General features: G+C 71.0%; 20 protein-coding genes. 13 read left to right on the top strand and 7 right to left on the bottom strand.

Annotated elements, in window-relative coordinates:
- Positions 1 to 82 precede the first annotated feature (82 nt).
- Complete coding sequence (locus DDP54_RS00200; protein ID WP_109130028.1) at positions 83 to 844, bottom strand: CPBP family intramembrane glutamic endopeptidase; 762 nt, start codon at positions 842 to 844, stop codon at positions 83 to 85.
- 158 nt (positions 845 to 1,002) lie between these two features.
- Positions 1,003 to 2,721, bottom strand: a complete 1,719-nt coding sequence (locus DDP54_RS00195; protein ID WP_277949572.1) for an oleate hydratase — start codon at positions 2,719 to 2,721, stop codon at positions 1,003 to 1,005.
- A 128-nt stretch (positions 2,722 to 2,849) separates the two neighbouring features.
- Here DDP54_RS00195 and DDP54_RS00190 point away from each other — a divergent pair, with 128 nt between their 5' ends.
- Both DDP54_RS00190 and DDP54_RS00185 read left to right on the top strand, forming a co-directional pair.
- Positions 2,850 to 3,569, top strand: coding sequence for a TetR/AcrR family transcriptional regulator (locus tag DDP54_RS00190; protein WP_109130186.1), 720 nt, complete (start codon positions 2,850 to 2,852; stop codon positions 3,567 to 3,569).
- Between the two features lie 108 nt (positions 3,570 to 3,677).
- Complete coding sequence (locus DDP54_RS00185) at positions 3,678 to 4,181, top strand: universal stress protein (RefSeq protein WP_242448120.1); 504 nt, start codon at positions 3,678 to 3,680, stop codon at positions 4,179 to 4,181.
- Positions 4,182 to 4,234: 53 nt separating this feature from the next.
- On the opposite strand, the gene DDP54_RS00180 is transcribed toward DDP54_RS00185, so the two are convergent.
- Positions 4,235 to 4,876 carry a cation transporter gene (locus tag DDP54_RS00180; RefSeq protein ID WP_109130025.1) on the bottom strand — a complete coding sequence of 214 codons (642 nt, stop codon included), beginning with the start codon at positions 4,874 to 4,876 and terminating at the stop codon, positions 4,235 to 4,237.
- Between the two features lie 174 nt (positions 4,877 to 5,050).
- Between DDP54_RS00180 and DDP54_RS00175 the strand changes: the two genes are divergently transcribed.
- The 3 genes from DDP54_RS00175 (at position 5,051) to DDP54_RS00165 (ending at position 8,802) form a co-directional block, all read left to right on the top strand.
- The gene (locus tag DDP54_RS00175) at positions 5,051 to 6,652 is read left to right on the top strand and encodes a peptide chain release factor 3 (RefSeq protein WP_242448119.1); all 1,602 of its coding nucleotides are present in this window, start codon (positions 5,051 to 5,053) and stop codon (positions 6,650 to 6,652) included.
- A 73-nt stretch (positions 6,653 to 6,725) separates the two neighbouring features.
- Complete coding sequence (locus tag DDP54_RS00170) at positions 6,726 to 8,414, top strand: ribonuclease J (RefSeq protein ID WP_242448118.1); 1,689 nt, start codon at positions 6,726 to 6,728, stop codon at positions 8,412 to 8,414.
- Positions 8,415 to 8,496: 82 nt separating this feature from the next.
- Positions 8,497 to 8,802 carry a thioredoxin family protein gene (locus DDP54_RS00165; RefSeq protein ID WP_109130024.1) on the top strand — a complete coding sequence of 102 codons (306 nt, stop codon included), beginning with the start codon at positions 8,497 to 8,499 and terminating at the stop codon, positions 8,800 to 8,802.
- Positions 8,803 to 8,820: 18 nt separating this feature from the next.
- On the opposite strand, the gene DDP54_RS00160 is transcribed toward DDP54_RS00165, so the two are convergent.
- Positions 8,821 to 9,051, bottom strand: a complete 231-nt coding sequence (locus DDP54_RS00160) for a (4Fe-4S)-binding protein (RefSeq protein WP_109130023.1) — start codon at positions 9,049 to 9,051, stop codon at positions 8,821 to 8,823.
- A 13-nt stretch (positions 9,052 to 9,064) separates the two neighbouring features.
- Positions 9,065 to 10,927: a dihydroxy-acid dehydratase gene (gene ilvD, locus DDP54_RS00155; protein WP_109130022.1), complete on the bottom strand. Its 1,863-nt coding sequence runs from the start codon at positions 10,925 to 10,927 to the stop codon at positions 9,065 to 9,067.
- A 112-nt stretch (positions 10,928 to 11,039) separates the two neighbouring features.
- On the opposite strand from ilvD, the gene DDP54_RS00150 reads away from it, so the two are divergent.
- The 8 genes from DDP54_RS00150 to DDP54_RS00115 all read left to right on the top strand — a co-directional run bounded on the left by DDP54_RS00150 (position 11,040) and on the right by DDP54_RS00115 (position 18,689).
- Positions 11,040 to 12,023, top strand: a complete 984-nt coding sequence (locus DDP54_RS00150) for an ATP-binding cassette domain-containing protein (protein WP_109130021.1) — start codon at positions 11,040 to 11,042, stop codon at positions 12,021 to 12,023.
- A 2-nt stretch (positions 12,024 to 12,025) separates the two neighbouring features.
- Positions 12,026 to 12,832 carry an ABC transporter permease gene (locus DDP54_RS00145; protein ID WP_109130183.1) on the top strand — a complete coding sequence of 269 codons (807 nt, stop codon included), beginning with the start codon at positions 12,026 to 12,028 and terminating at the stop codon, positions 12,830 to 12,832.
- A gap of 130 nt (positions 12,833 to 12,962) precedes the next feature.
- Entirely contained in the window at positions 12,963 to 13,595 is a 633-nt protein-coding gene (locus tag DDP54_RS00140) for a hypothetical protein (protein WP_109130020.1), read from the top strand.
- Positions 13,596 to 13,672: 77 nt separating this feature from the next.
- Positions 13,673 to 14,959 carry a histidine kinase gene (locus DDP54_RS00135; protein WP_146192315.1) on the top strand — a complete coding sequence of 429 codons (1,287 nt, stop codon included), beginning with the start codon at positions 13,673 to 13,675 and terminating at the stop codon, positions 14,957 to 14,959.
- Positions 14,956 to 15,633 carry a response regulator transcription factor gene (locus DDP54_RS00130; RefSeq protein WP_109130018.1) on the top strand — a complete coding sequence of 226 codons (678 nt, stop codon included), beginning with the start codon at positions 14,956 to 14,958 and terminating at the stop codon, positions 15,631 to 15,633. The genes DDP54_RS00135 and DDP54_RS00130 overlap by 4 nt, the downstream gene beginning before the upstream one ends.
- 102 nt (positions 15,634 to 15,735) lie before the next feature.
- Entirely contained in the window at positions 15,736 to 16,677 is a 942-nt protein-coding gene (locus tag DDP54_RS00125) for an ABC transporter ATP-binding protein (protein ID WP_109130017.1), read from the top strand.
- Positions 16,674 to 17,549 carry an ABC transporter permease subunit gene (locus tag DDP54_RS00120; RefSeq protein WP_109130016.1) on the top strand — a complete coding sequence of 292 codons (876 nt, stop codon included), beginning with the start codon at positions 16,674 to 16,676 and terminating at the stop codon, positions 17,547 to 17,549. Before DDP54_RS00125 ends, DDP54_RS00120 begins: the two co-directional genes overlap by 4 nt.
- Positions 17,550 to 17,741: 192 nt before the next feature.
- Positions 17,742 to 18,689, top strand: a complete 948-nt coding sequence (locus DDP54_RS00115) for an aldo/keto reductase (protein WP_109130015.1) — start codon at positions 17,742 to 17,744, stop codon at positions 18,687 to 18,689.
- Positions 18,690 to 18,707: 18 nt separating this feature from the next.
- Here DDP54_RS00115 and DDP54_RS00110 read toward each other — a convergent pair whose 3' ends face one another.
- Positions 18,708 to 19,112 carry a hypothetical protein gene (locus tag DDP54_RS00110; protein ID WP_109130014.1) on the bottom strand — a complete coding sequence of 135 codons (405 nt, stop codon included), beginning with the start codon at positions 19,110 to 19,112 and terminating at the stop codon, positions 18,708 to 18,710.
- Positions 19,109 to 20,440 carry a serine/threonine-protein kinase gene (locus DDP54_RS00105; protein WP_158274416.1) on the bottom strand — a complete coding sequence of 444 codons (1,332 nt, stop codon included), beginning with the start codon at positions 20,438 to 20,440 and terminating at the stop codon, positions 19,109 to 19,111. Before DDP54_RS00105 ends, DDP54_RS00110 begins: the two co-directional genes overlap by 4 nt.
- Positions 20,441 to 20,487 lie beyond the last annotated feature (47 nt).

Below are 20,487 nucleotides of genomic sequence, written 5' to 3'. Positions count from 1 at the left end.
GCACCGTTGGCCGGGTCAGTCTGGCAGTGCGCTGCTCACGCCGTCGACACGTCTCGTCGTGGTCGCCCTGCGACGGCTCAGCTCAGCTGGCCATTCGCCAGGCGAGCAGGCCGAACAGCACGCCGAGGCTGTTGGTGGCCCAGTGCATGCCGGCACTCGCCAGCAGGCTGCCGCTGCGACGGCGCAGCTCGCCGGCGACGACCCCGCCCAGCGCTGTGAAGAGGACGATGCCGACGATGACGAGCACGCTCGCGGCCGGTCCCGCACCTTGTACTGCGTCGCCGACCCCGTGGTTCGCGGCGGCGAGGTGGAGCGACGGAAGGATGTGCCAGAGCCCGAACAGGGCCGATGACGTGAGCAGGACGCGCCACGTCGTGAGGTGTCGCGCGAGCATCCCCCACAGGACGGAGCGGAACGCGACCTCTTCGAGCAGGATCGTGCTGACGGGGATGATGACGAACGCCGAGACCAGGGCACCGTGCAGGCCGAGGTGGTAGCGCGCGTCCAGGAACGCGGTGCGGGTCAGCGGGATGAAGACACCGACGAGGTACACCGCGGCGACCAGGGCGACGGCGCCGAGCCCCCACCGGAGCCCGGACCGGAGCCTGGTGTGGTGCAGCCCGAGCTGCGACCAGCTCAGACCGCTCCATCGGGCGAACGCAAGCAGCGACACGGCCGCGACCGGCCCGAGCCACTCGGCGCCGCGCAGCACGTGCTGGGCGAAGTTCACCGACACCAGAGCAGCCACCACGATGGCGGTGGCGACGACGGCGGGCACCCGAGGCTTGGCGACGACGGCGGGCACCCGAGGCGTTGCCACGACCTCGCACGTGACGAGACTCATCCGATACCGAGGTGATTCTCTGAGGCGCGCATCTCCTCAGTGTCTCAGCCGCCTGTGGTGGGCTCCGCCGCTGCCCATGGCGATCTTGTGAAGGGCCCGCAGGGATTCGGGGCCCGACGGGCGGGGCCGGAGCCCTGACGCCGGACGAGATCAGCCGGTCACCGGAACATGGTCACCGCGGCCTTGGCCAGCACCCGGGGGCTCTTCTCGTAGTGGTGCAGCTCGGTCAGCCGGCTCTCGGGGATGCCCAGGAACCGGTAGACCGCGATCTGCGCGCAGCGCACCGAGTACTGCTCCGTGAAGACCATGTCGAACGGCATCTCGGCGAACTGGCTGATGAAGGCCAGGTTCGTGGAGTTCGTCGGGACCACCGCGGGCCGGTCGCCGACCGCTCGACGGTTGAACAGTGCGCTCGCGTACGGCATGTGCGCCGGGACGACGTTGACGACCGAGGCGAGGATCTCGCGGGTGAGGTCGGCGATGTTGTCGGTCGCGGTGTCCACGGCGGCGAGGTGCCCGAGTGTCTCCTCGAGCATCTCCTTGCCCGTCATCTCGATGAACGGCTTCCTGACGAAGTCGCCGTCGAGCCGCGGGTACAGGCAGTACCCCCAGAGCACTCCCTCGTTCGGCTTCTGGGCGCCGTAGTGCGGCTGGTGGTGCACGACGATCGAGAGCAGCACCCGGGAGTCGATCCACGTGTTGAGCGCGTTGCCGGGCTTCTGCTTGGTGATGCGGGCGATCTCGTCGAGCAGGAGGTGGCCGTCCGTGGTGATGGTGAAGCTCAGCCACTCGCTCTGCGACCGGTCGTCGAAGAACTTGTCGGGGTTGCCCAACGTGGGGAAGTGCTCGGCCGCCTGCTTCCAGAGCGCGGCGCTCGGGGCGTAGCGCAGGTCCTCGCGCACCGGGGTGTCGAGGTCGCCGATCGAGGTGCTGTCGGTGATGGACCCGTTCGTGTCGAAGACGAGGTCGTCCTCGTCGACCTGGATCTCACCGGTCCGACCGTCGTTGTCCACCTCCTGGTACCGCAGGCCAGTGACGACGATCTCGTCCGACGACGGCGTCTCCTTGAACAGGAGCTCGGTGACCTTGCGGTTGTTCACGAACGTCACGCCGCGCTCGGCCAGATAGGCGCGCATCGGCAGGATGATGCTCTCGAACTGGTTGTACGGCGTGCGGGTCACGCCCTCGAGGGTGTTGATGCGACTGAACTCGAGGATCATCCGGGCCATGTAGCGGCGGAGCTCCATGACCGAGCTGACCTTCTGGAACGCGAAGGTCGTCTGCCACATCCACCAGAAGTTCGTCGTGAACAGGTGGGGGCTCGACTCGAACCACTGCTCGATGCTGACGTCGTCGAGCTGGGCCTCCTTCGACTCCGGCAGCATCATGAGCTTGGTCAGCAGGTAGCGGTCGCGGTTGTTGAACTGCATGTGGCGGTAGTCCAGCGCGTCGCCCTTGTCGCGGATGCCGTGGGTGCGGTCCATCAGCCGGGCCACGTCGTGGGTCGGGTGGGCGTGGTCGAACGCGAGGATCTCGTCGGTCACCGACGTGCCCGGTGCGGTCAGCGACGGGACCTCGCTCAGCACGTCCCACAGGTTCTCGTACGTCTCCTCGTTGAGCATGCGCCCGCCGCGGTTCAGGAAGCCCTTGTTGTTGCTCAACGTGCCGTGCCCGTACTCGGTCTCGAACGTGGCGAGGTGATCACCGTCGTTCGCCCCGTGCGGGTCGAGCCCCAGCATCGTGATGTCGGCGCCGTCCCAGCCACCATCACGGATCAGGTAGATGCCGGCCGCCAGGTTCCCGATACCGGTCCCGATCATGTACGCCTTGTGTGACATCAGATGCCGACCATCTCTCTCAGTGGCTGGGGCTCGCAGCGACGCGTGCGGCCCGACCTCTTGCGGACTGCGCTCCGTTTGGAGCGTACTCCTGTGTGACGATGGTCCGGACGGCCGCCGGCATCGGCACGGGGGCCAGGCACGCGCAACGCGACGGGAGGTCGACGATGACGATCGATACCGGCTCTGGCGGGGCCCTGGCCCGATCCCAGACGCAGGGCGGCGCCGAGGGGCTGCGCGAGCGGAACAAGCGCGACAAGTCCGAGCGCATCTTCGAGGTCGCCACCCGGCTGTTCGCCGAGCACGGCTACGGCCGCGTCACGACGCAGCAGATCGCCGAGGCGGCCGAGGTGGGAACCGGCACGCTGTTCCGCTACGTCGGCTCCAAGGCCGAGCTGCTGGTCAAGGTCATGAACGAACGGCTGCGCCTCGGCACCGAGCAGGGCATCGAGCTCGCACGGCAGGGCGTCTCACCGACCGACGCGATCCTTGCGATGCTCGCGCCGCTGGGCACGGAGAGCCTGGCCCACCCGGAGAACTCGATCGTCTACCAGCGCGAGACGCTCTTCGGCTCAGGCCCCCACAGCGACCTCGCAGCGCAGCGCGTCAGCCAGGTCGAGGACGCCATCCGCACGGTGCTCCAGCTGCACGTCGACCGGGCGGGCGGGCCCCGCACCCCTGACCTGGCCGACGTCGCCCACGTCATCTACGCCACCGTCTACATGGATCTCGTGCGCGTCGGGGTCGGCCGGGCGAGCGTCGCCGATCTGCCCGGGCAGATCCGGCACTCCATCGGCTTCCTCGTCGAGAACTTGGTGCCGAGCACGCCGGACCTGCGCGCCACCTCGCCGATCTTGAGCGGTGCCGCCGACAAAGGGCCACGCTAGTGGGACACCCGGAGACCGGGCCACGATCTCGGTGTGGGCAGCTCGACGACGGAGAGATGGCATGACCCGATGAGCGCGCGACAGGCACCGCAGCCGAGTCCGTCAAGGATGACGCCGTTCGCCGGGCATCCGATCGTCGTGGCTGTCGTCCCGCACCAGCCCGAGCTGGTGGCGCTCACCGCCGCGTCCTGGTCCCGCGCAGCAGGTGGCGTCGCCGTCTACTTCGCCTACGTGGACCCCACGCGGTTCACCGTCGAGGAGCATCCCGACGGCACCGTGCGCCACGCCGAGATCGACCCGGATACGGTCGACGACTCATGGGCCGAGCGGCAGAAGCAGATCGAGGAGTCGCTGGCCCAGGTGCTGGGCAACTCCGGCGTCCCCTGGGAGTTCCGCTACCTGGCCGGCCGGCCGGACCGCGCCCTGACCCATCTGGCACGGGCCGTCGACGCCGCCGCGATCGTCGTCGGAACCCGTGCTCCCGGCACCGGTGCCAGGTTCCGTGAGGCCGTCGAGGGCTCGATCGCGGTGCAGCTGTCCCACCACCAGCACCGGCCCGTGCTCGTCGTCCCGCTCAGCATCGTGGACTGGAAGACACCGCTGTGGCGGTGACCTGCCCTCGGTGACGCCGCCTCGGTGATCGGTTCCCCGCGCGGCTCAGCGGCTCAGTCGTCGGCGTCCTCGACGAGCTCGCCGGCCCACGCCTCCCGGCCCTCGTGGACGGCGAACGCAGCGATGACGAACCCTGCGACGGGATCCAGCCAGCCCGCGCCGGTCAGCTGGTAGAGGCCGACGCCAGTGAGGGTGGAGATGCTCAGGAGGATGCAGATCCGGGTCTCGGCGGCGTCCGCCAGGATGAGGTTGTCGCCCAGGCGCAGCCCGACGCGCCGCTTCATGGCAGCCAGCACCGGCATGACCATGAGCGAGGCGACCAGGACGCCGATGCTCAGCGGGGAGCTCGCCGGTGCTTCGCCGCCGACGAGTCCGCGGAGACCTTCGACGATCACGTAGGCGGCGAGGACGAAGAACGTGACGGCGACGGCCTTGAGCGCGAGCCGTTCCTTGCGGTCGTCGGCCTCCCCGTGGCGCAGGCGGGCTGCGAGGCGGGCACCCACCAGCACAGCGGCGACGGACTCGATCCCGGAGTCGATCCCGAAGCCGATCACCGAGACGAGACCCGCTCCGAGCCCGGCCGTGATCGCGACGGCGCCCTCGACGATGTTGTAGGCGACGGTGAATCGTGCCAGGTGCAGGCCGCGCCGAGTCAGGCGGGAGACCTCGGCACTGTCCAGGCTCGACCCGGTCATCGGCTCGGCGAGGTCGTCTTGGCGACGCGACCGGCGTCGTGCGTCGTCGTGGCAGCCATCCGACGATGCTAGCCGTCGAGCAGCGAGGGCCGAGTCGTGGGATCACCCGAGGGTAGACTGGCTGCCAGATGACCTGAACGGCTCGCGATGATCAGATATCGGCCAGGAGGCTGAGTGCAGCACGGCGCCCTGAGCGACGTCCGCCTTGACACCGACATCGTGTCCGAGACGGCGCGCCGCCGCTCCTTCGCGGTCATCAGCCACCCCGATGCCGGCAAGTCGACCCTGACCGAGGCCCTCGCGCTGCACGCCCACGCGATCACCGAGGCCGGCCACATCAACGGCAAGAGCGGGCGCCGGCACACCGTCTCCGACTGGATGGAGATGGAGCAGGCCCGCGGCATCTCGATCACGTCCGCCTCGCTGCAGTTCGAGTACCGCGACGCGGTGATCAACCTCCTGGACACCCCCGGCCACGCCGACTTCTCCGAGGACACCTACCGGGTGCTCTCAGCGGTCGACGCGGCCGTGATGCTCATCGACGCCGCCAAGGGGCTCGAGGCCCAGACGATGAAGCTGTTCGCGGTCTGCAAGCAGCGGGGGATCCCGTTGATCACGGTGATCAACAAGTGGGACCGCCCTGGCCTCGACCCGCTGGCCCTCATGGACGAGATCGCCGAACGCACAGGGCTGAACCCCACGCCGCTGACGTGGCCCGTGGGCGTCGCAGGGGACTTCCGAGGGGTCCTGGACCGCGCGACCGGCGAGTACCTGCGGTTCACCGGCACCGCCGGCGGGGCGCACATCGCGCCGCAGGAGGTCCTCGACGACGCCAGCGCGTTCGCCCGCGAGGGGTCTGCATGGTCCACGGCGGTCGAGGAGAGCGAGCTGCTCGGCGCCTCGGGGGCCGACCACTCGCAGGAGTCGTTCCTCGCCGGCGTCTCGACGCCCGTGCTGTTCGCGTCAGCCGTCCGCAACTTCGGGGTGCACGCCCTGCTCGACGTCCTCGTGGACCTTGCACCGTCTCCCGGCGCGCGCGCTGCGGCTGACGGGACACCGCGGGCGATCGACGCACCCTTCAGCGCGTTCGTCTTCAAGATGCAGGCCGGCATGGACACCGCTCACCGCGACCGGCTCGCGTTCGTCCGGGTGTGCTCCGGGCTGTTCGAGCGCGGGATGGTCCTGACGCTGGCCCGCACCGGGCGGACCTTCGCCACGAAGTACGCCCAGCAGGCGTTCGGCCGGGAACGCACCGTCATCGACTCCGCGTACCCCGGTGACGTCGTCGGCCTCGTCAACGGCTCGGACCTCCGTGTCGGGGACACCCTCTACCTGAGCAAGCACGTCGAGTTCCCGCCGCTGCCCACGTTCGCCCCCGAGCACTTCGCCGTCGTGCGTGCACGCGACGCCGGTCGCTACAAGCAGTTCCGCCGCGGCATCGACCAGCTCGAGGCCGAAGGCGTCGTCCAGGTGCTGCGCTCCGAGCTGCGCGGCGACCAGGCGCCGGTCCTCGCGGCCGTCGGCCCGATGCAGTTCGAGGTCGCCGAGCACCGCATGGCCCACGACTTCAGCTCGCCCGTTCGGCTCGAACGGCTCAGCTACACCCGTGCCATGACGACGACCCGCGAGTGGGTCGCCACTCTCGACGCCGAGCACGGCGTCGAGGTCCTGCACCGCCACGACGGCGCCCTGCTCGCGCTGTTCTCCGACATCTGGCGCATCTCGGCGGTGCGCCGCGCGCACCCCGACGTCGTCCTCGCCGACCCCGCCGCCTGAACGTCGCGGCACGTCACCACCACGACCTGAACCATCCCGAGGGCTCCCCGCCCTCCGCCCTGGAGGCACCGACATGCAGAACGCCCACGCCATGAAGCTGACAGCTCCACCCGCCCTGCAGCGCGGAGCGATGCGCATCACCCTGCTCGGAGGAGTCGGTGAGATCGGCCGCAACATGTCCGTCTTCGAGTACGAGGGCAAGCTGCTCGTCGTGGACTGCGGGGTGCTCTTCCCCGAGGAGACCCAGCCCGGGATCGACGTGATCCTCCCGGACTTCACGTCGATCCGACACCGCCTCGCGGACATCGTCGCGGTCGTGCTCACGCACGGCCACGAGGACCACATCGGGGGAGTGCCCTACCTGCTGCGCGAGCGGGCCGACATCCCCATCATCGGATCCGAGCTGACCCTGGCGTTCATCACGTCCAAGCTCAAGGAGCACCGGATCCACCCCACGACCGTCCGCGTCGAGGCCGGTGGCACGCACCAGGCAGGTCCGTTCGGGCTCGAGTTCGCGGCCGTCAACCACTCCATCCCCGACGGCCTCGCCGTCGTGATCCGCACGGGCGCCGGGCTCGTGCTCAACACCGGCGACTTCAAGATGGACCAGTTCCCGCTCGACGACCGGATCACCGACCTGCGGGCGTTCGGCCGCTTCGGCGAAGAGGGCGTCGACCTGTTCATGGTCGACTCGACCAATGCCGAGGTCCCCGGGTTCACGACCTCCGAGCGTGACCTGACGCCCGCGATCGACACCGTGTTCGCGACCGCCCCCAAGCGCGTCATCGTCTCGAGCTTCGCCAGCCACGTGCACCGCATCCAGCAGGTCCTCGACGCGTCCCACCGTCACGGCCGCAAGGTGGCGTTCGTCGGGCGGTCGATGGTCCGCAACATGGGCATCGCCCACGACCTCGGCTACCTGCAGATCCCTCGCGGGCTCGTCGTGGACTTCAAGAAGCTCGGGTCCATGGCCGACGACAAGGTCACGATCATCTGCACGGGTTCGCAGGGTGAGCCGATGGCGGCACTGTCGCGCATCGCGAACGGCGAGCACCAGATCCGCCTGAACGTCGGGGACACCGTCCTGCTCGCCAGCTCGTTGATCCCCGGCAACGAGAACGCCATCTACGGGATCATCAACAAGCTGACCGACCTCGGCGCGAACGTCGTGCACAAGGGCAACGCGAAGGTGCACGTGTCCGGGCACGCGAGCGCCGGCGAGCTCGTCTACTGCTACAACATCCTCAAGCCCAGGAACGTGCTGCCCATCCACGGCGAGGCGAAGCACCTGCACGCCAACGCCGCACTCGCGGTCCGGACGGGCGTCGACCCCGACCGCGTCATCATCGCGCGCGACGGCTCGACCATCGACCTCATCAACGGCGCCGCAAAGCTCTCCGGGCAGGTCGTCGCGGACCTGGTCTTCGTCGACGGGGACACCGTCGGGCACGCCACGGAGGACACCCTGGCGGACCGGCGCCGGCTGAGCGAGAGCGGGATCGTCACGGTCATCGCGATCCTCGAGCCCGGCACGAACGCGCTGGCCGAGCCGCTCGAGTACATCACCCGCGGGTTCGTCACCGCCGACCTCGCCCTGACCGGCGCGACCGACGCCGTCGAACGGGCCCTGAGCAAGGCGTCGACGCAGGGTGTCGACGAGGTCGGCAAGCTCGAGGCCGTCATCGCCGGAGCCGTCAGCTCGTACATCACGCGCACCCACAGGCGTGAGCCCGTCGTCATCGCCATCGTCATCGACGCCTGAGTCGACCCGACGCGCTCCGCGCTCGCTCCGCGCTCGCTCCGCCTGCGAGGCGGGGCGGGCGGATGCGGGTCATCATGGTCCGGTGAAGGTCGAGCTGCAGTACTTCGACGGATGCCCGAGCTGGCACGAGGCCGAGGAACGGCTGCGCGAGGCACTCGACGCGGCCGGGCGTGTCGACGTCGTCGTCGAACGGGTCCTGGTCTCGACACCGGAGCAGGCCGCGGAGCTGAGCTTCCACGGCTCGCCGTCGGTGCTGGTGGACGGAGTCGACCCGTTCGCTGCGCCGGACGCCCCCGTCGGACTCGCGTGCCGGCTCTACCGGACGCCGTCCGGCCTGGCAGGCGCACCGACCGTCGAGCAGCTGGCCGACGTCCTCGCGGCCCGGTGAGCGACGCCGGCCGGTCGGTCAGCTCTCGGGATGCTCGACCATGGCCAGCGCGCCCGACGGGCACCGGCCGACGACCTCGCGGAGCCTGTCCGCCAGGTCGGGGGTGCTGGCGACCTCGGGGTTGATCCAGGGTCGGGCGCTCGTGTCGAACACCTCGGGCATGCCGCGCACGCACTCCGCGGCGTGCCGGCACACCTCGCCGTCGAACGAGACGTCGACCAGCGGGCCGCGGTAGGTCTTGCGGGTCATGGCGTCGTGCCGGTCATGGCGCGATGCGCCGTTCGAGGACGGTGACGTCGCGCACGGCACCCTTGTCGGCGGAGAGGGCCATCGCCGCGTAGGCCCGTAGCGCGGTCGAGACCACGCGGTCGCGCAGGACGGGCTGGTAGCCGCCGCCGGCCTCGAGCTTCGCGCGGCGATCGGCGAGGTCCTCGTCGGAGACGTCGAGGTGGATCGCGCGCCGCGGGATGTCGATGACGATGGTGTCGCCGTCCTCGACCAGGGCGATGGCACCGCCTGCGGCTGCCTCGGGGGAGACGTGCCCGATCGACAGCCCGGAGGTCCCGCCGGAGAAGCGCCCGTCGGTGATGAGCGCGCACTTGGCGCCCAGGCCGAGGCCCTTGAGGTAGGACGTCGGGTAGAGCATCTCCTGCATGCCGGGCCCGCCGCGCGGGCCTTCGTAGCGGATGACGACGACGTCGCCGGCCTTGACCCGGCCGCTCAGGATCGCCTCGACGGCGTCGTCCTGGGACTCCAGCACGATCGCCGGGCCGGAGAACGTGAAGCACGACTCGTCGACCCCGGCGGTCTTGACGACGCACCCGTCCTCGGAGAGGTTCCCGCGGAGCACCGCGAGCCCGCCGTCGACCGTGTAGGCGTGGGCGACGTCGTGGATGCATCCCGTCGCGGCGTCGAGGTCGAGGCTGTCCCAGCGCGCGGACTGGGAGCCGGCGGCGGCCGAGCGCACGCGGCCCGGTGCGGCGTGGAAGAGCTCGATCGCCTCGGGGGTGGCGCCGCCGCCGCGGATGTCCCAGGCGTCGAGCCAGGTCTGCAGCGAGTCGGCGTGCACGGAGTGGACGTCGTCGTGGAGGAGGCCGGCGCGGTGCAGCTCGCCGAGGATCGCCGGGATGCCGCCGGCCCGGTGCACGTCCTCCATCAGGTACTTGCCGTTCGGCGCGACCTTGCTGAGGCACGGCACGGCCAACGAACGCGCCTCGATGTCTGCCAGCGTGTAGTCGAGCTCCGCCTCGTGCGCGACGGCGAGCAGGTGCAGGATCGTGTTGGTCGAGCCGCCCATCGCGATGTCGAGGGACATCGCGTTGTCGAAGGCCTCCCGTGTCGCGATCGAGCGCGGCAGCACGCTCGCGTCGTCCTGCTCGTAGAAGCGGCGCGTGATCTCCACGGCGGTGCGCCCCGCCTGCTCGTACAAGTCGCGGCGTGCGGTGTGGGTCGCGAGCGTCGAGCCGTTGCCGGGCAGAGCCAGGCCGAGGGCCTCGACGAGGCAGTTCATCGAGTTGGCGGTGAACATGCCCGAGCACGATCCGCACGTGGGGCACGCGGCCTCTTCGATGAGGTCGATGTCGGCGTCGGACACGGTGTCGGCGACCGCGTCGGCGATCGCGGTGACGAGGTTGAGCCGGGTGCGCGTGGTGCCGTCGGTGAGGACCGCGGTGCCGCCCTCCATCGGGCCGCCCGACACGAACACGGTGGGGATGTTGAGCCGCATGGCGGCCATCAGCATCCCGGGCGTGATCTTGTCGCAGTTCGAGATGCAGACGAGCGCGTCGGCCCGGTGGGCCTGGACCATGTACTCGACCGAGTCGGCGATCAGGTCGCGCGACGGCAGCGAGTAGAGCATGCCCTCGTGGCCCATCGCGATGCCGTCGTCGACGGCGATCGTGTTGAACTCCCGCGGCACGGCCCCGGCCGCCAGGATCGCCGCCGAGACGATGCGTCCGACGGGCTGCAGGTGGGTGTGGCCCGGCACGAACTCGGTGAAGCTGTTCGCCACCGCGATGATCGGCTTCCCGATGTCCTCGCGCGCGACCCCTGCTGCGCGAAGCAGCGCGCGGGCGCCGGCCATGTTCCTGCCGTGGGTGACTGTTCGTGAGCGCAACGGTGGCATGACGCCATTCCATCACTCGCTCGGGCCTGTCGGACTCCGAGGACCGTCTGGCGGACGGCCGGCGGCCGAAAGGTCTCGCGCTGTGTGGGACCTCAGTCCTAGCCTGAGAGGCATGAACGAGGCGATCCGAACCCAGGGACTCGTCAAGCGGTACGGGAAGGTGACGGCGCTGGACGGCGTCGACATCTCCGTGCCGACCGGCACCGTGCTCGGGCTGCTCGGGCCCAACGGGGCGGGCAAGACGACGGTCGTGCGCATCCTCGCGACGCTGCTGCGCCCCGACGCGGGCGAGGCCCAGGTCGCGGGCGTGGATGTCCTGGCAGACCCGGCGGGAGTGCGCCGGAAGATCGGGCTGTCCGGTCAGTACGCCGCCGTGGACGAGTACCTGACGGGGTTCGAGAATCTCGACATGATCGGTCGCCTCTACCACCTGGGTCGTCGGGCGAGCCGGGTGCGGGCGCGCGAGCTGCTCGCCCAGTTCAGCCTGGACGACGCCGCGGACCGCCCGGCGCGCACCTACTCGGGTGGCATGCGGCGACGCCTCGACCTTGCGGGGGCCCTGGTGGCGGACCCACCGGTGCTCTTCCTCGACGAGCCGACGACCGGGCTCGACCCGCGGGGCCGGACGGAGATGTGGGACATCATCCAGTCGCTCGTCTCGGGCGGCACGACGCTGCTGCTCACGACGCAGTACCTCGAGGAGGCCGACCTCCTCGCGGACAAGATCGTCGTGATCGACCACGGCAAGATCATCGCGAAGGGGACCTCCGACGAGCTGAAGCGGCAGGTCGGCGGCGAGCGTCTCGACGTCACGGTGGCCGACCCCCACAGGCTCATCGAGGCGCGCGACCTGCTCGAGCCGCTCGGGATCGGCCCGGCGACCCATGACCATCAGCGACGGACGATCCTGATCCCGGTGACGGGCGGCGCCGCGGTGCTCACCGAGGCGTTGCGCCGGCTCGATGCCGTCGACCTGCGGCTCGACGACGTGGGCCTGCGCCGTCCGACGCTCGACGACGTCTTCCTGATCCTCACGGGACACGGAACGGCCGATCCCGAGGACGTCCACGTCCGGCAACGGGAGGCAGCGCGATGAACCTGACGATCCCGCACGTGATCGCCGACGCGCACGTCGTCGCGAAGCGCAACATCATCAAGATCAAGCGGGTCCCCGACCTGCTCGTCTTCACCACGCTGTCGCCGATCATGTTCGTGCTGCTGTTCTCGTACGTGTTCGGGGGCGCGATCGACCAGGCCGGCGGGGGAGCCGCGTACCGGGAGTTCCTCATCGCGGGGATCTTCGCGCAGACGGTGATCTTCGGTGCCACGATCACCGGCGCGGGCCTGGCGGACGACGTGAAGAAGGGCATCATCGACCGCTTCCGGTCGCTCCCGATGGCACCGTCCGCCGTCCTGACGGGACGCACGCTGTCCGACGTCGTCAACAACGTGATCGTGCTCGTCGTCATGTCGCTCACGGGGCTGCTGGTCGGGTGGCGCATCCGCAGCTCGCTGATCGAGGCGCTGGCGGGGTTCGGCCTGCTGCTGGTCTTCGCGTACGCGGTCTCGTGGGTCATGGCGTGGATCGGCATGCTCGTGCCGAGCCCGGAGGTCGTGAACAACGCCTCGTTCATCGTGATCTTCCCGATCACCTTCGTGGCCAACACCTTCGTCCCGCTGTCCACGCTTCCCGGACCCCTGCGAAGCTTCGCGGAGTGGAACCCCGTCTCGTCCGTCACGCAGGCCGCCCGCGAGCTGTTCGGCAACATCCCCGCGAACACCCCGGAGCCCACCGCGTGGCCGCTGCAGCACGCGGCCGAGTACACGCTCATCTGGACGGTGCTCATCCTGGCGATCGCCATCCCGGTGGCGAACGCCCAGTACCGCGTGTCGACGAGCCGCTGACCTCAAGGGTCGGCGTCCCGAGGTCTCGGCCGAGGCCCCGGCCTCACGGCGCGCTGTACCGCGAACGCGGTACAGCGATCGCCTGCCAATGGGTGATGACGCCCGGGCCGCGGGCCGCGAGAGTGAAGGCATGGCGCCCCCGCTCGACACTCGTTCACCTTCAGGTCCGGCCGTCTCGACCCTCGGGCGCTCGGTCCGTCAGGCAGGGATCGAGGACATCCCCGCCGTCGCCCGGATCACTCAGGAGGGACCGCTCCGGACGGACCTCGACCCCGAGTCCGCGGCCCGGTCGACGAGGCTTCTGCTGACGCACATCGCATTCGAGCGCGGTGCGCTCTGGGTCGAGGACGGCGTCGACGGCCGGATCGCGCGTGCCGTGGCCGTCGTCCCTGGCGGGCAGCACTCGCCGTGGGAGACGGTCGGTCGTGTCGTCGCGCCCGATCTCGCCAGGGTCCCGCCCGGACCCGACGCCGACCAGGCGTTCCGGACCGAGCTGGCTGCGGTGGCACCGCGCTGGGTCCTCAGTGAGATCTCCCAGGGTTCGCGCGCGCGGCCCGGGCCGCCGACGCTGCTCGAGGCGGCGCTGAGCTGGGCCCGCGCCGAGCCGGGCTGGCGGCACGGTCCGATCGCCGTCGTGGCGGACACGGACGCCGAGCGGAAGGCCGCCGAGTCGCTCGGGTTCGCCGAGCGGTGGACCGGCGGCCCGCCCTCGCCCTGGTGGCTGGGCGTCGACACCGACCCGGTCGCGCCCGGGCAGGCCTGAGAGACCCGCGGGTGGTGCCGGCACACCGCCGTGGTGTGCCACAGTGCGGACCATCCGGCGAACGACAGGAGCACGGCGTGGCGACAGCAGGGACACCCGGCGTGGTCGATGGCCTACGCGCGCACCCGTGGTTCGCGGGTCCCGACGACGACCGACCGTCCCCGAAGATCGGGAACGTCCTCGTCGGTGCGGCGGTGCCGATCCTGAGCCTTGCCGCGTCTCTGGCGCGCGACGCGCCGACAGAGCGGATCGTCCTGACCGTCGCCATCGCGCTCGTCGTCGGGATCGCGCTGTGCTGGCTCGGGCGCTGGCCGGTCCAGGTGCTCGGGATCACCCTCGCCGCGACCGTCGTTGGGCTCGTCGTCGACCAGGTGCACCCGGTGCTCGTCGCCGCGAGCGAGGTCGCCGTGTTCGCCGTCGCGTCCATGCGACCACGCCGGGTCGCGCTCGTCTCGACAGCGGTCAGCAGCGTCGTGCTGTTCGGGGTCGCGCGCGCAGGCGTCGCGGGGCCGGTGACCGAGCCTCGCGCGCTGATCGTCGTGGTGTGGACCGTTCTGGCCTTCGCCATGGGCGACGCCGTGCGCACCCAACGCGCGTACATGGCGGCGCTCGCGGAGCGTGCGCGCCGTGCCGACGAGACCAAAGAGCAGGAGGCGCGGGCGCGGGTGGCCGAGGAACGGGTGCGGATCGCGCGCGAGCTGCACGACGTCGTGGCGCACCACATCGCGGTGATCAACGTCCATGCCGGACTGGCCCGCCGCGCACTCGGCCGGGACGCCGCGACGGTCGACGGCTCCCTGGCACACGTCCAAGGGGCGGCCCAGTCGGTCCTGGAAGAGCTCGGGACGGTGCTGCGGGTGCTTCGAGCCGGCGAGGCCGAAGGGGCAGGGACGGAGCCTGCACCTGGCTTGGCTCGTGTCCCGGAGCTGCTGGCCAGCCTTGCGTCGACAGGTTTCGTGGTGCGCACGAGCACGAGCGGTCGGCCGCGCGAGATGGACCAGACGTGCGACCTGGCGGCGTTCCGGATCGTCCAGGAGTCGTTGACGAACGCCTCGAAGCACGGATCGGGCGGGCAGGCGGACCTGTCGCTCGCGTACGCCGACGACGCGTTGACCATCGATGTCCGCAACCTGGTCCGGTTCGACCCGACCGGTGCCCGGGCGGCGGTGGCCCCCTCCAGCGGGCAGGGTCTGATCGGCATGCGTGAGCGGGCGGGAGCCTGCGGCGGGTCGCTGCGGGTGCACCCGGACGACGACGGCACCTTCCGGGTCACAGCGGTCATCCCTTACCGCCCGACGACTCCACCCGAGGCAGCAGCCGTCGGTGCGGACGGCCCGGGGCGCCCGGCGCGGGACCCGTCGTGATCCGCGTCCTGATCGCCGACGACCAGCCGCTCATCCGGGCGGGACTGCGGGGGATCCTCGAGCTCGAGGCGGACATCGAGGTCGTGGGAGAGGCCGCCTCCGGTCGAGAGGCCGTGGACCAGGTACGCGACCGGGCCGTCGACGTCGTCCTGATGGACATCCGGATGCCCGGCCTCGACGGCATCGCTGCCACCGCGGAGATCTGCACCGATCCACGGCTGGGTGACGTGCGCGTCCTCGTCCTGACGACCTTCGAGACCGACGAGCACGTGGTGGCCGCGCTCCGGGCCGGCGCCAGCGGGTTCCTGGGCAAGGGTGCCGAGCCGGATGCGATCGTCGACGCGATCAGAGTCGTCGCAGGGGGTGACGCGCTGCTCTCACCGGCGGCGACCAGGTCGCTCATCGAGAGGTTCCTCGGCGAGCCGCCCGACGACGCTGCGCGCACCGACGAGGAGCCCGTCTCGGCCCCCGTGGCGGCCTTGACCGAGCGGGAGAGGGAGATCCTTGGGCTCGTCGGTGAGGGCCGGTCCAACGACGAGATCGCCGACCACCTCGTCATCTCGCCCCACACGGTCAAGACCCACGTCAACCGCGCGATGATGAAGCTCGACGCGCACGACCGGGCACAGCTCGTCGTGATCGCCTACGAGAGCGGACTACTCCGCAAGCGGTAGCGCCGACCACCGAGAAGTACGGCAGGCAGGCGACGACGGGCCCGTCGGTGACCGCCAGGGTTGAGCCATGAGCAGATCAGCCCTCCACCCGCGAGGCCGTCGATGATCGTCGTCGACCACCTCACCAAGCGATACGGCGAGAAAACCGCCGTCAACGACCTCACCTTCACCGTCAACCCCGGTGTCGTCACGGGGTTCCTCGGTCCGAACGGCGCCGGCAAGTCGACGACGATGCGGATGATCGTCGGGCTGGACCACCCGGCCGCCGGGAGCGTGACGGTCAACGGGCGGGCCTACGTCGATCACGTCGCGCCCCTGCACCAGGTGGGTGCGCTCCTCGAGGCGCGCGCCATCCACCCGGGCAGGTCGGCCTACAACCACCTCCTCACCCTGGCGACGACGACGGGCATCCCGCGTCGGCGCATCGACGAGGTCCTGGACCTCGTGGGGCTCTCCGCGGTCGGCCGCAAGCCCGCCGGCGCGTTCTCGCTCGGCATGGGCCAGAGGCTCGGCATCGCGGCAGCTCTCCTCGGCGACCCGGACGTCGTCATCCTGGACGAGCCGGTCAATGGTCTCGACCCCGAGGGGATCCTGTGGATCCGTGGCCTGCTCCGGTCGCTCGCCGACGAGGGACGCACGGTCTTCATCTCCTCGCACCTCATCTCGGAGATCGCCCTGGTCGCCGACCACCTGGTCGTCATCGGTCGGGGTGAGCTCATCGCCGACACCTCGGTGAGCGAGCTGCAACGGGCGGCGTCGGGCGTCGTCGTCCAGGTGCGGACACCCCGTGCGGAGGACCTCGCGCGCCTGCTGCTGGACGACGACGTCACCGTCACGACCGACGACGTGCCCGGGCACCTCCTGGTGACCGGCATCGACGCCGCCCGGATCGGCGACGCGGCCCTCGCCGCCGGCATCCCCATCCACGCGCTGATCCCGACGGAGGTCTCCCTCGAGGAGGCGTTCATGCGGCTGACCCGCGACGCGGTCGAGTTCCACCCGGGCGACACCGCCCACCACCCGGAGGAGGTGACCGCACGATGACCACCCTCGTCCTGCCGGTCGACGACAGCGCAGTGCCCGTCTCGGGGCTGCGCGACACGGCGAGCATCCAGCGGCTGCGGGTGACGTTCCCGCGCGTCGTGCTCTCGGAGTGGTTCAAGTTCGCGAGCCTGCGCTCCTCCTGGATCACGCTGGCGACGGCCGTCGTCGTCGTGATCGGGCTCGGCGCGCTCGCCGCAGGGGTCGCGGCGGGTGACGTCCAGCCGCAGCGACCGGGCGGCGGCGCGGGTGGGGGCGGGTTCTCCGGGCTCGACCCGACGAGCCTGAGCCTGACCGGAGCCTCGTTGGCTCAGATCATCCTGGGCATCCTCGGCGTGCTTCTGGTGTCGGGGGAGTACTCGAGCGGGATGATCCGGGCCTCGCTCGCGGCCGTACCGCGCCGGCTCCCGGTGCTGTGGGGCAAGGCCATCGTGATCGGTGGGGTCAGCCTGGTGGCAGCCATCCCGGCGTCGTTCGCGGCATTCGGCCTTGGGCAGCGCATCCTGGGCGACGGCGCTAACGTCAGCCTCGCGGATCCCGGTGTGCTGCGGGCCGTCCTCGGCACGGGAATCTACCTGGCCGCCATCGCGGTCCTCGGCGTGGCGATCGGTGCACTCCTGAGGCACGCCGCGGGTGCGATCGGGGTGATGTTCGTGCTGCTGCTCGTGGCGCCGGGCCTCCTGGGGCTCGTGCTCCCCGACAGCTGGGCCACGGCGATCGTGCCGTACCTGCCGTCCAACGCCGGGGCATCCTTCACCTCGGTCGTCCCGGCCGACGGTCTCCTGGCGGCCGGCCCCGGCGCGGCTGTCCTGGCGGCGTGGATCGTCATCCTGCTCGGGGTCGCTGCGGTGCTGCTCAGGCGCCGCGACGCCTGAGGGCTCAACGGTGACGCCGGCGAAGACGGAGGCGCCGGCGTCACCGTCGCCGCGGCCAGGGCGAGTCGGTGGGTGGCCGCTAGCATGACGGCGGGAGCTGCGTAGTCCCCGCAAGGGGAGGCGGTGCGCGACGACCCAGCTCACCGCGCGATCACAGGGCGCGGGCACGGCTCACCGACGAGAGGCAGTCACATGACGGACGCGCAGCCCGTACGGGTCGGCTCATCGGACCTGGAGGTCTTCCCGCTCGTCCTGGGCGGCAACGTGTTCGGCTGGACGGCGGACGAGGCTGCGACGTTCGCGGTGCTCGACGCGTTCACCTCGGCCGGCGGCACGATGCTCGACACGGCCGACGCGTACTCGGTGTGGGCACCCGGGAACACGGGCGGGGAGAGCGAGACCCTCATCGGGCGTTGGCTTGCCAGCCGGGGGAGCCGCGACGACGTCGTGATCGCGACCAAGGTCAGCCAGCACCCGGACTTCCGCGGCCTCGCGTCGGCCAACGTCCGAGCCGCCGCCCAGGCGTCGCTGAAGCGCTTGGGCACGGACCGGATCGACCTGTACTACGCGCACTTCGACGACGCGTCGGTCCCGCTCGAAGAGACGGCGGGGGCGTTCTCGTCGCTCGTCGACGACGGCCTCGTGCGATACGTGGCGGTCTCCAACTACACCGCCGATCGCCTCGACGAGTGGATGGCCGTGGCGGACCGTGAAGGTCTCCACCGTCCCGTCGCCCTGCAGCCCGGGTACAACCTCGTCGAACGCGGGTTCGAGGGCGCGTTGCGCACGAGCGCCCGGCGGCACGGGCTCGGCGTGCTGCCGTACTACGGGCTGGCGCGGGGGTTCCTCGCGGGCAAGTATCGCGACGGGGGAGAGCCGGTCGACAGCCCGCGGGCAGAGGCTGCGGCCCGCTACCTCGACGACCGGGGACGGCGGGTCCTTGCCGCGCTCGACGAGGTGGCCGCTGCCCACGATGTTCGCGTCGCCTCGGTGGCGCTGGCGTGGCTGCGGAGCCAACCGACGGTCGTCGCTCCGATCGCGAGCGCCCGGACCCCCGGTCAGCTCGTCGACCTGCTTGCGTCGGCCGCGCTGGACCTCACGTCTGACGAGGTCGCTGCGCTGTCGGCGGCGTCCGCCTGACCCGGCGGCGCCCGAACCCTAGTCCTTGCCCTTCTTCTTGCCGGGCCCGGCGCCGGGCTTCGTGGTGACCGGCTTCGGAGCCGCGGTCGCTGTTGCCGTCGGCGAGGGGGATGCGGTCGGCGTCGAGGTCTCGACGAGCGCTCCGAGATCACCGCGCACCTTGTCCAGCGCTGACTGGATCTCGACCCCGCGGTCGGCGGTGACCTGACCGGCAGCGAGCCCCTGGTCGAGCCGCGACTGGAGGGTGTCGAGCAGGGTCATCGCGGCCGTGTAGTCGCCTGCGGCGGCGGCCGTGCCGATGTCGTGCACCGCGGACTGCAGCTCGCTGGAGGTGGTCGCGGCGATGTCTGGCGCACCGGACCCGCAGCCGACGAGCAGGGCCACGCCGATGACCGCGGCCGTGCAGAGTCGCACGCCGGTCATGGGCTGACGCTCGTCAGGAGGGCCTGCAGGTCGGTGCCGAGCGGCTCGACGACGGCCGGCAGGGTCGGCACGGTGCTGGGTGCGGGGGCAGCGATACGAGGCACCGCCACGACGGCCGCGACGACGACCAGCAGGGCGACTGCTGCCAGAACGAGAGGGCGGCGGAGCCGGCGCGGGTGCCCTGCGCCGGTCGACCCCGCGGTGCGTCCGCTCGTGGCCTCGTGGCCGGTGGTGCGCGCTGCACTGCTCGTCGCCTCGTGACCGGTGGCGCGGGCAGCACTGCTCTCCGCGGCGTGCTCGGCGGCACGGCTCGCGGCGTCGCGGCCGAGCTGTTCGAGGACGGCGGCCGGCATGACGGCTGTTGAGCCGCTCGCGTGCGCATCCATCGGGACGGTCAGGGTGGTCGGAGCCGGTCCGCCGACGCTCGTTGCGAGGACCTGTGTGGCGAATGACGTGTCGAGGGGATCACCAGACGCCAGCAGGTCGTGCTCGAGCGCCCGGGCAGCGACGGCGACGTCCACGGCGCTCGGGCGCGCCTCCGGGTCCCGCGCCGTCATGGCCGACAGGAGTGCCGCCCACCCGGAACCGACGGAGCCGGGGATCGGTGGGTCGCTGACCAGACGCGCGCCGACGGACTCCATGAGAGCGCCCGGGAACGCGCGCGTCCGCGTCAGCGACTCGAGGAGCACGAGGCCCAACGAGTAGACGTCCGACGCGGGAGCCGGAGCTGCGCCGCGGGCCTGCTCGGGGCTGAGGTAGGCAGCCGTGCCGACCAGGCCTCCCGTGGCGGTCAGGCGGGTCGAGTCGATGAGGTGGGCGATCCCGAAGTCGGCGAGCTTCGCGGTGAACTCGTGCGTGGGCAGCGGCGAGGAGCCGAGGAGCACGTTGCCCGGCTTGATGTCGCGATGGACGATCCCGCTCGCATGGACGACGTGCAGCGCCTCGGCGAGGTCCACGGCCATCCGGCACACGTCGGCACGGGCGAGGGGACCACGCTCGATCCGCGCACCGAGGGTCGGGCCGTCGACGAACTCCATGACGAGGAACGTCCGCTCGACGCCGTCGAGCTCGTCGACACCGGCGTCGAACAGGGTGACCAGCGCGTGATGGTTGAGCGATGCGAGGAGCTCGACCTCGGCTCGCGCGCGTCGCACCGACGAGGCGTCGGCGGAGGCCGGAGCGATGACCTTCAGCGCCACCACGCGCCCCAGGAGCTCGTCACGGGCGCGGTAGACCGCGGCCATGCCGCCATGACCGATGACGGCCTCGATGCGGTAGCGGTCGCCGACGAGACTGCCTGCGACTTCGGTGTTCGGTGTGTCGCTCATGGCATCTCCCCTCTCGGTACGCCCACACGGTACGTGGCTCGTGCCGG

It is taken from the genome of Cellulomonas sp. WB94, assembly GCF_003115775.1.
Classification (GTDB): Bacteria; Actinomycetota; Actinomycetes; order Actinomycetales; family Cellulomonadaceae; genus Cellulomonas_A.
Note: the sequence above shows the minus strand (reverse complement) of the source record. Positions and strands in the feature narration are given on the sequence as shown.

Coding starts and splice junctions, on each gene's coding strand:
- DDP54_RS00200 (WP_109130028.1), bottom strand. CDS start 844: ATGAGTCTCGTCACGTGCGAGGTCGTGGCAACGCCTCGGGTGCCCGCC.
- DDP54_RS00190 (WP_109130186.1), top strand. CDS start 2,850: ATGACGATCGATACCGGCTCTGGCGGGGCCCTGGCCCGATCCCAGACG.
- DDP54_RS00185 (WP_242448120.1), top strand. CDS start 3,678: ATGACGCCGTTCGCCGGGCATCCGATCGTCGTGGCTGTCGTCCCGCAC.
- DDP54_RS00180 (WP_109130025.1), bottom strand. CDS start 4,876: ATGACCGGGTCGAGCCTGGACAGTGCCGAGGTCTCCCGCCTGACTCGG.
- DDP54_RS00170 (WP_242448118.1), top strand. CDS start 6,726: ATGCAGAACGCCCACGCCATGAAGCTGACAGCTCCACCCGCCCTGCAG.
- DDP54_RS00160 (WP_109130023.1), bottom strand. CDS start 9,051: ATGACCCGCAAGACCTACCGCGGCCCGCTGGTCGACGTCTCGTTCGAC.
- ilvD (WP_109130022.1), bottom strand. CDS start 10,927: ATGCCACCGTTGCGCTCACGAACAGTCACCCACGGCAGGAACATGGCC.
- DDP54_RS00150 (WP_109130021.1), top strand. CDS start 11,040: ATGAACGAGGCGATCCGAACCCAGGGACTCGTCAAGCGGTACGGGAAG.
- DDP54_RS00140 (WP_109130020.1), top strand. CDS start 12,963: ATGGCGCCCCCGCTCGACACTCGTTCACCTTCAGGTCCGGCCGTCTCG.
- DDP54_RS00125 (WP_109130017.1), top strand. CDS start 15,736: ATGATCGTCGTCGACCACCTCACCAAGCGATACGGCGAGAAAACCGCC.
- DDP54_RS00120 (WP_109130016.1), top strand. CDS start 16,674: ATGACCACCCTCGTCCTGCCGGTCGACGACAGCGCAGTGCCCGTCTCG.
- DDP54_RS00115 (WP_109130015.1), top strand. CDS start 17,742: ATGACGGACGCGCAGCCCGTACGGGTCGGCTCATCGGACCTGGAGGTC.
- DDP54_RS00110 (WP_109130014.1), bottom strand. CDS start 19,112: ATGACCGGCGTGCGACTCTGCACGGCCGCGGTCATCGGCGTGGCCCTG.
- DDP54_RS00105 (WP_158274416.1), bottom strand. CDS start 20,440: ATGAGCGACACACCGAACACCGAAGTCGCAGGCAGTCTCGTCGGCGAC.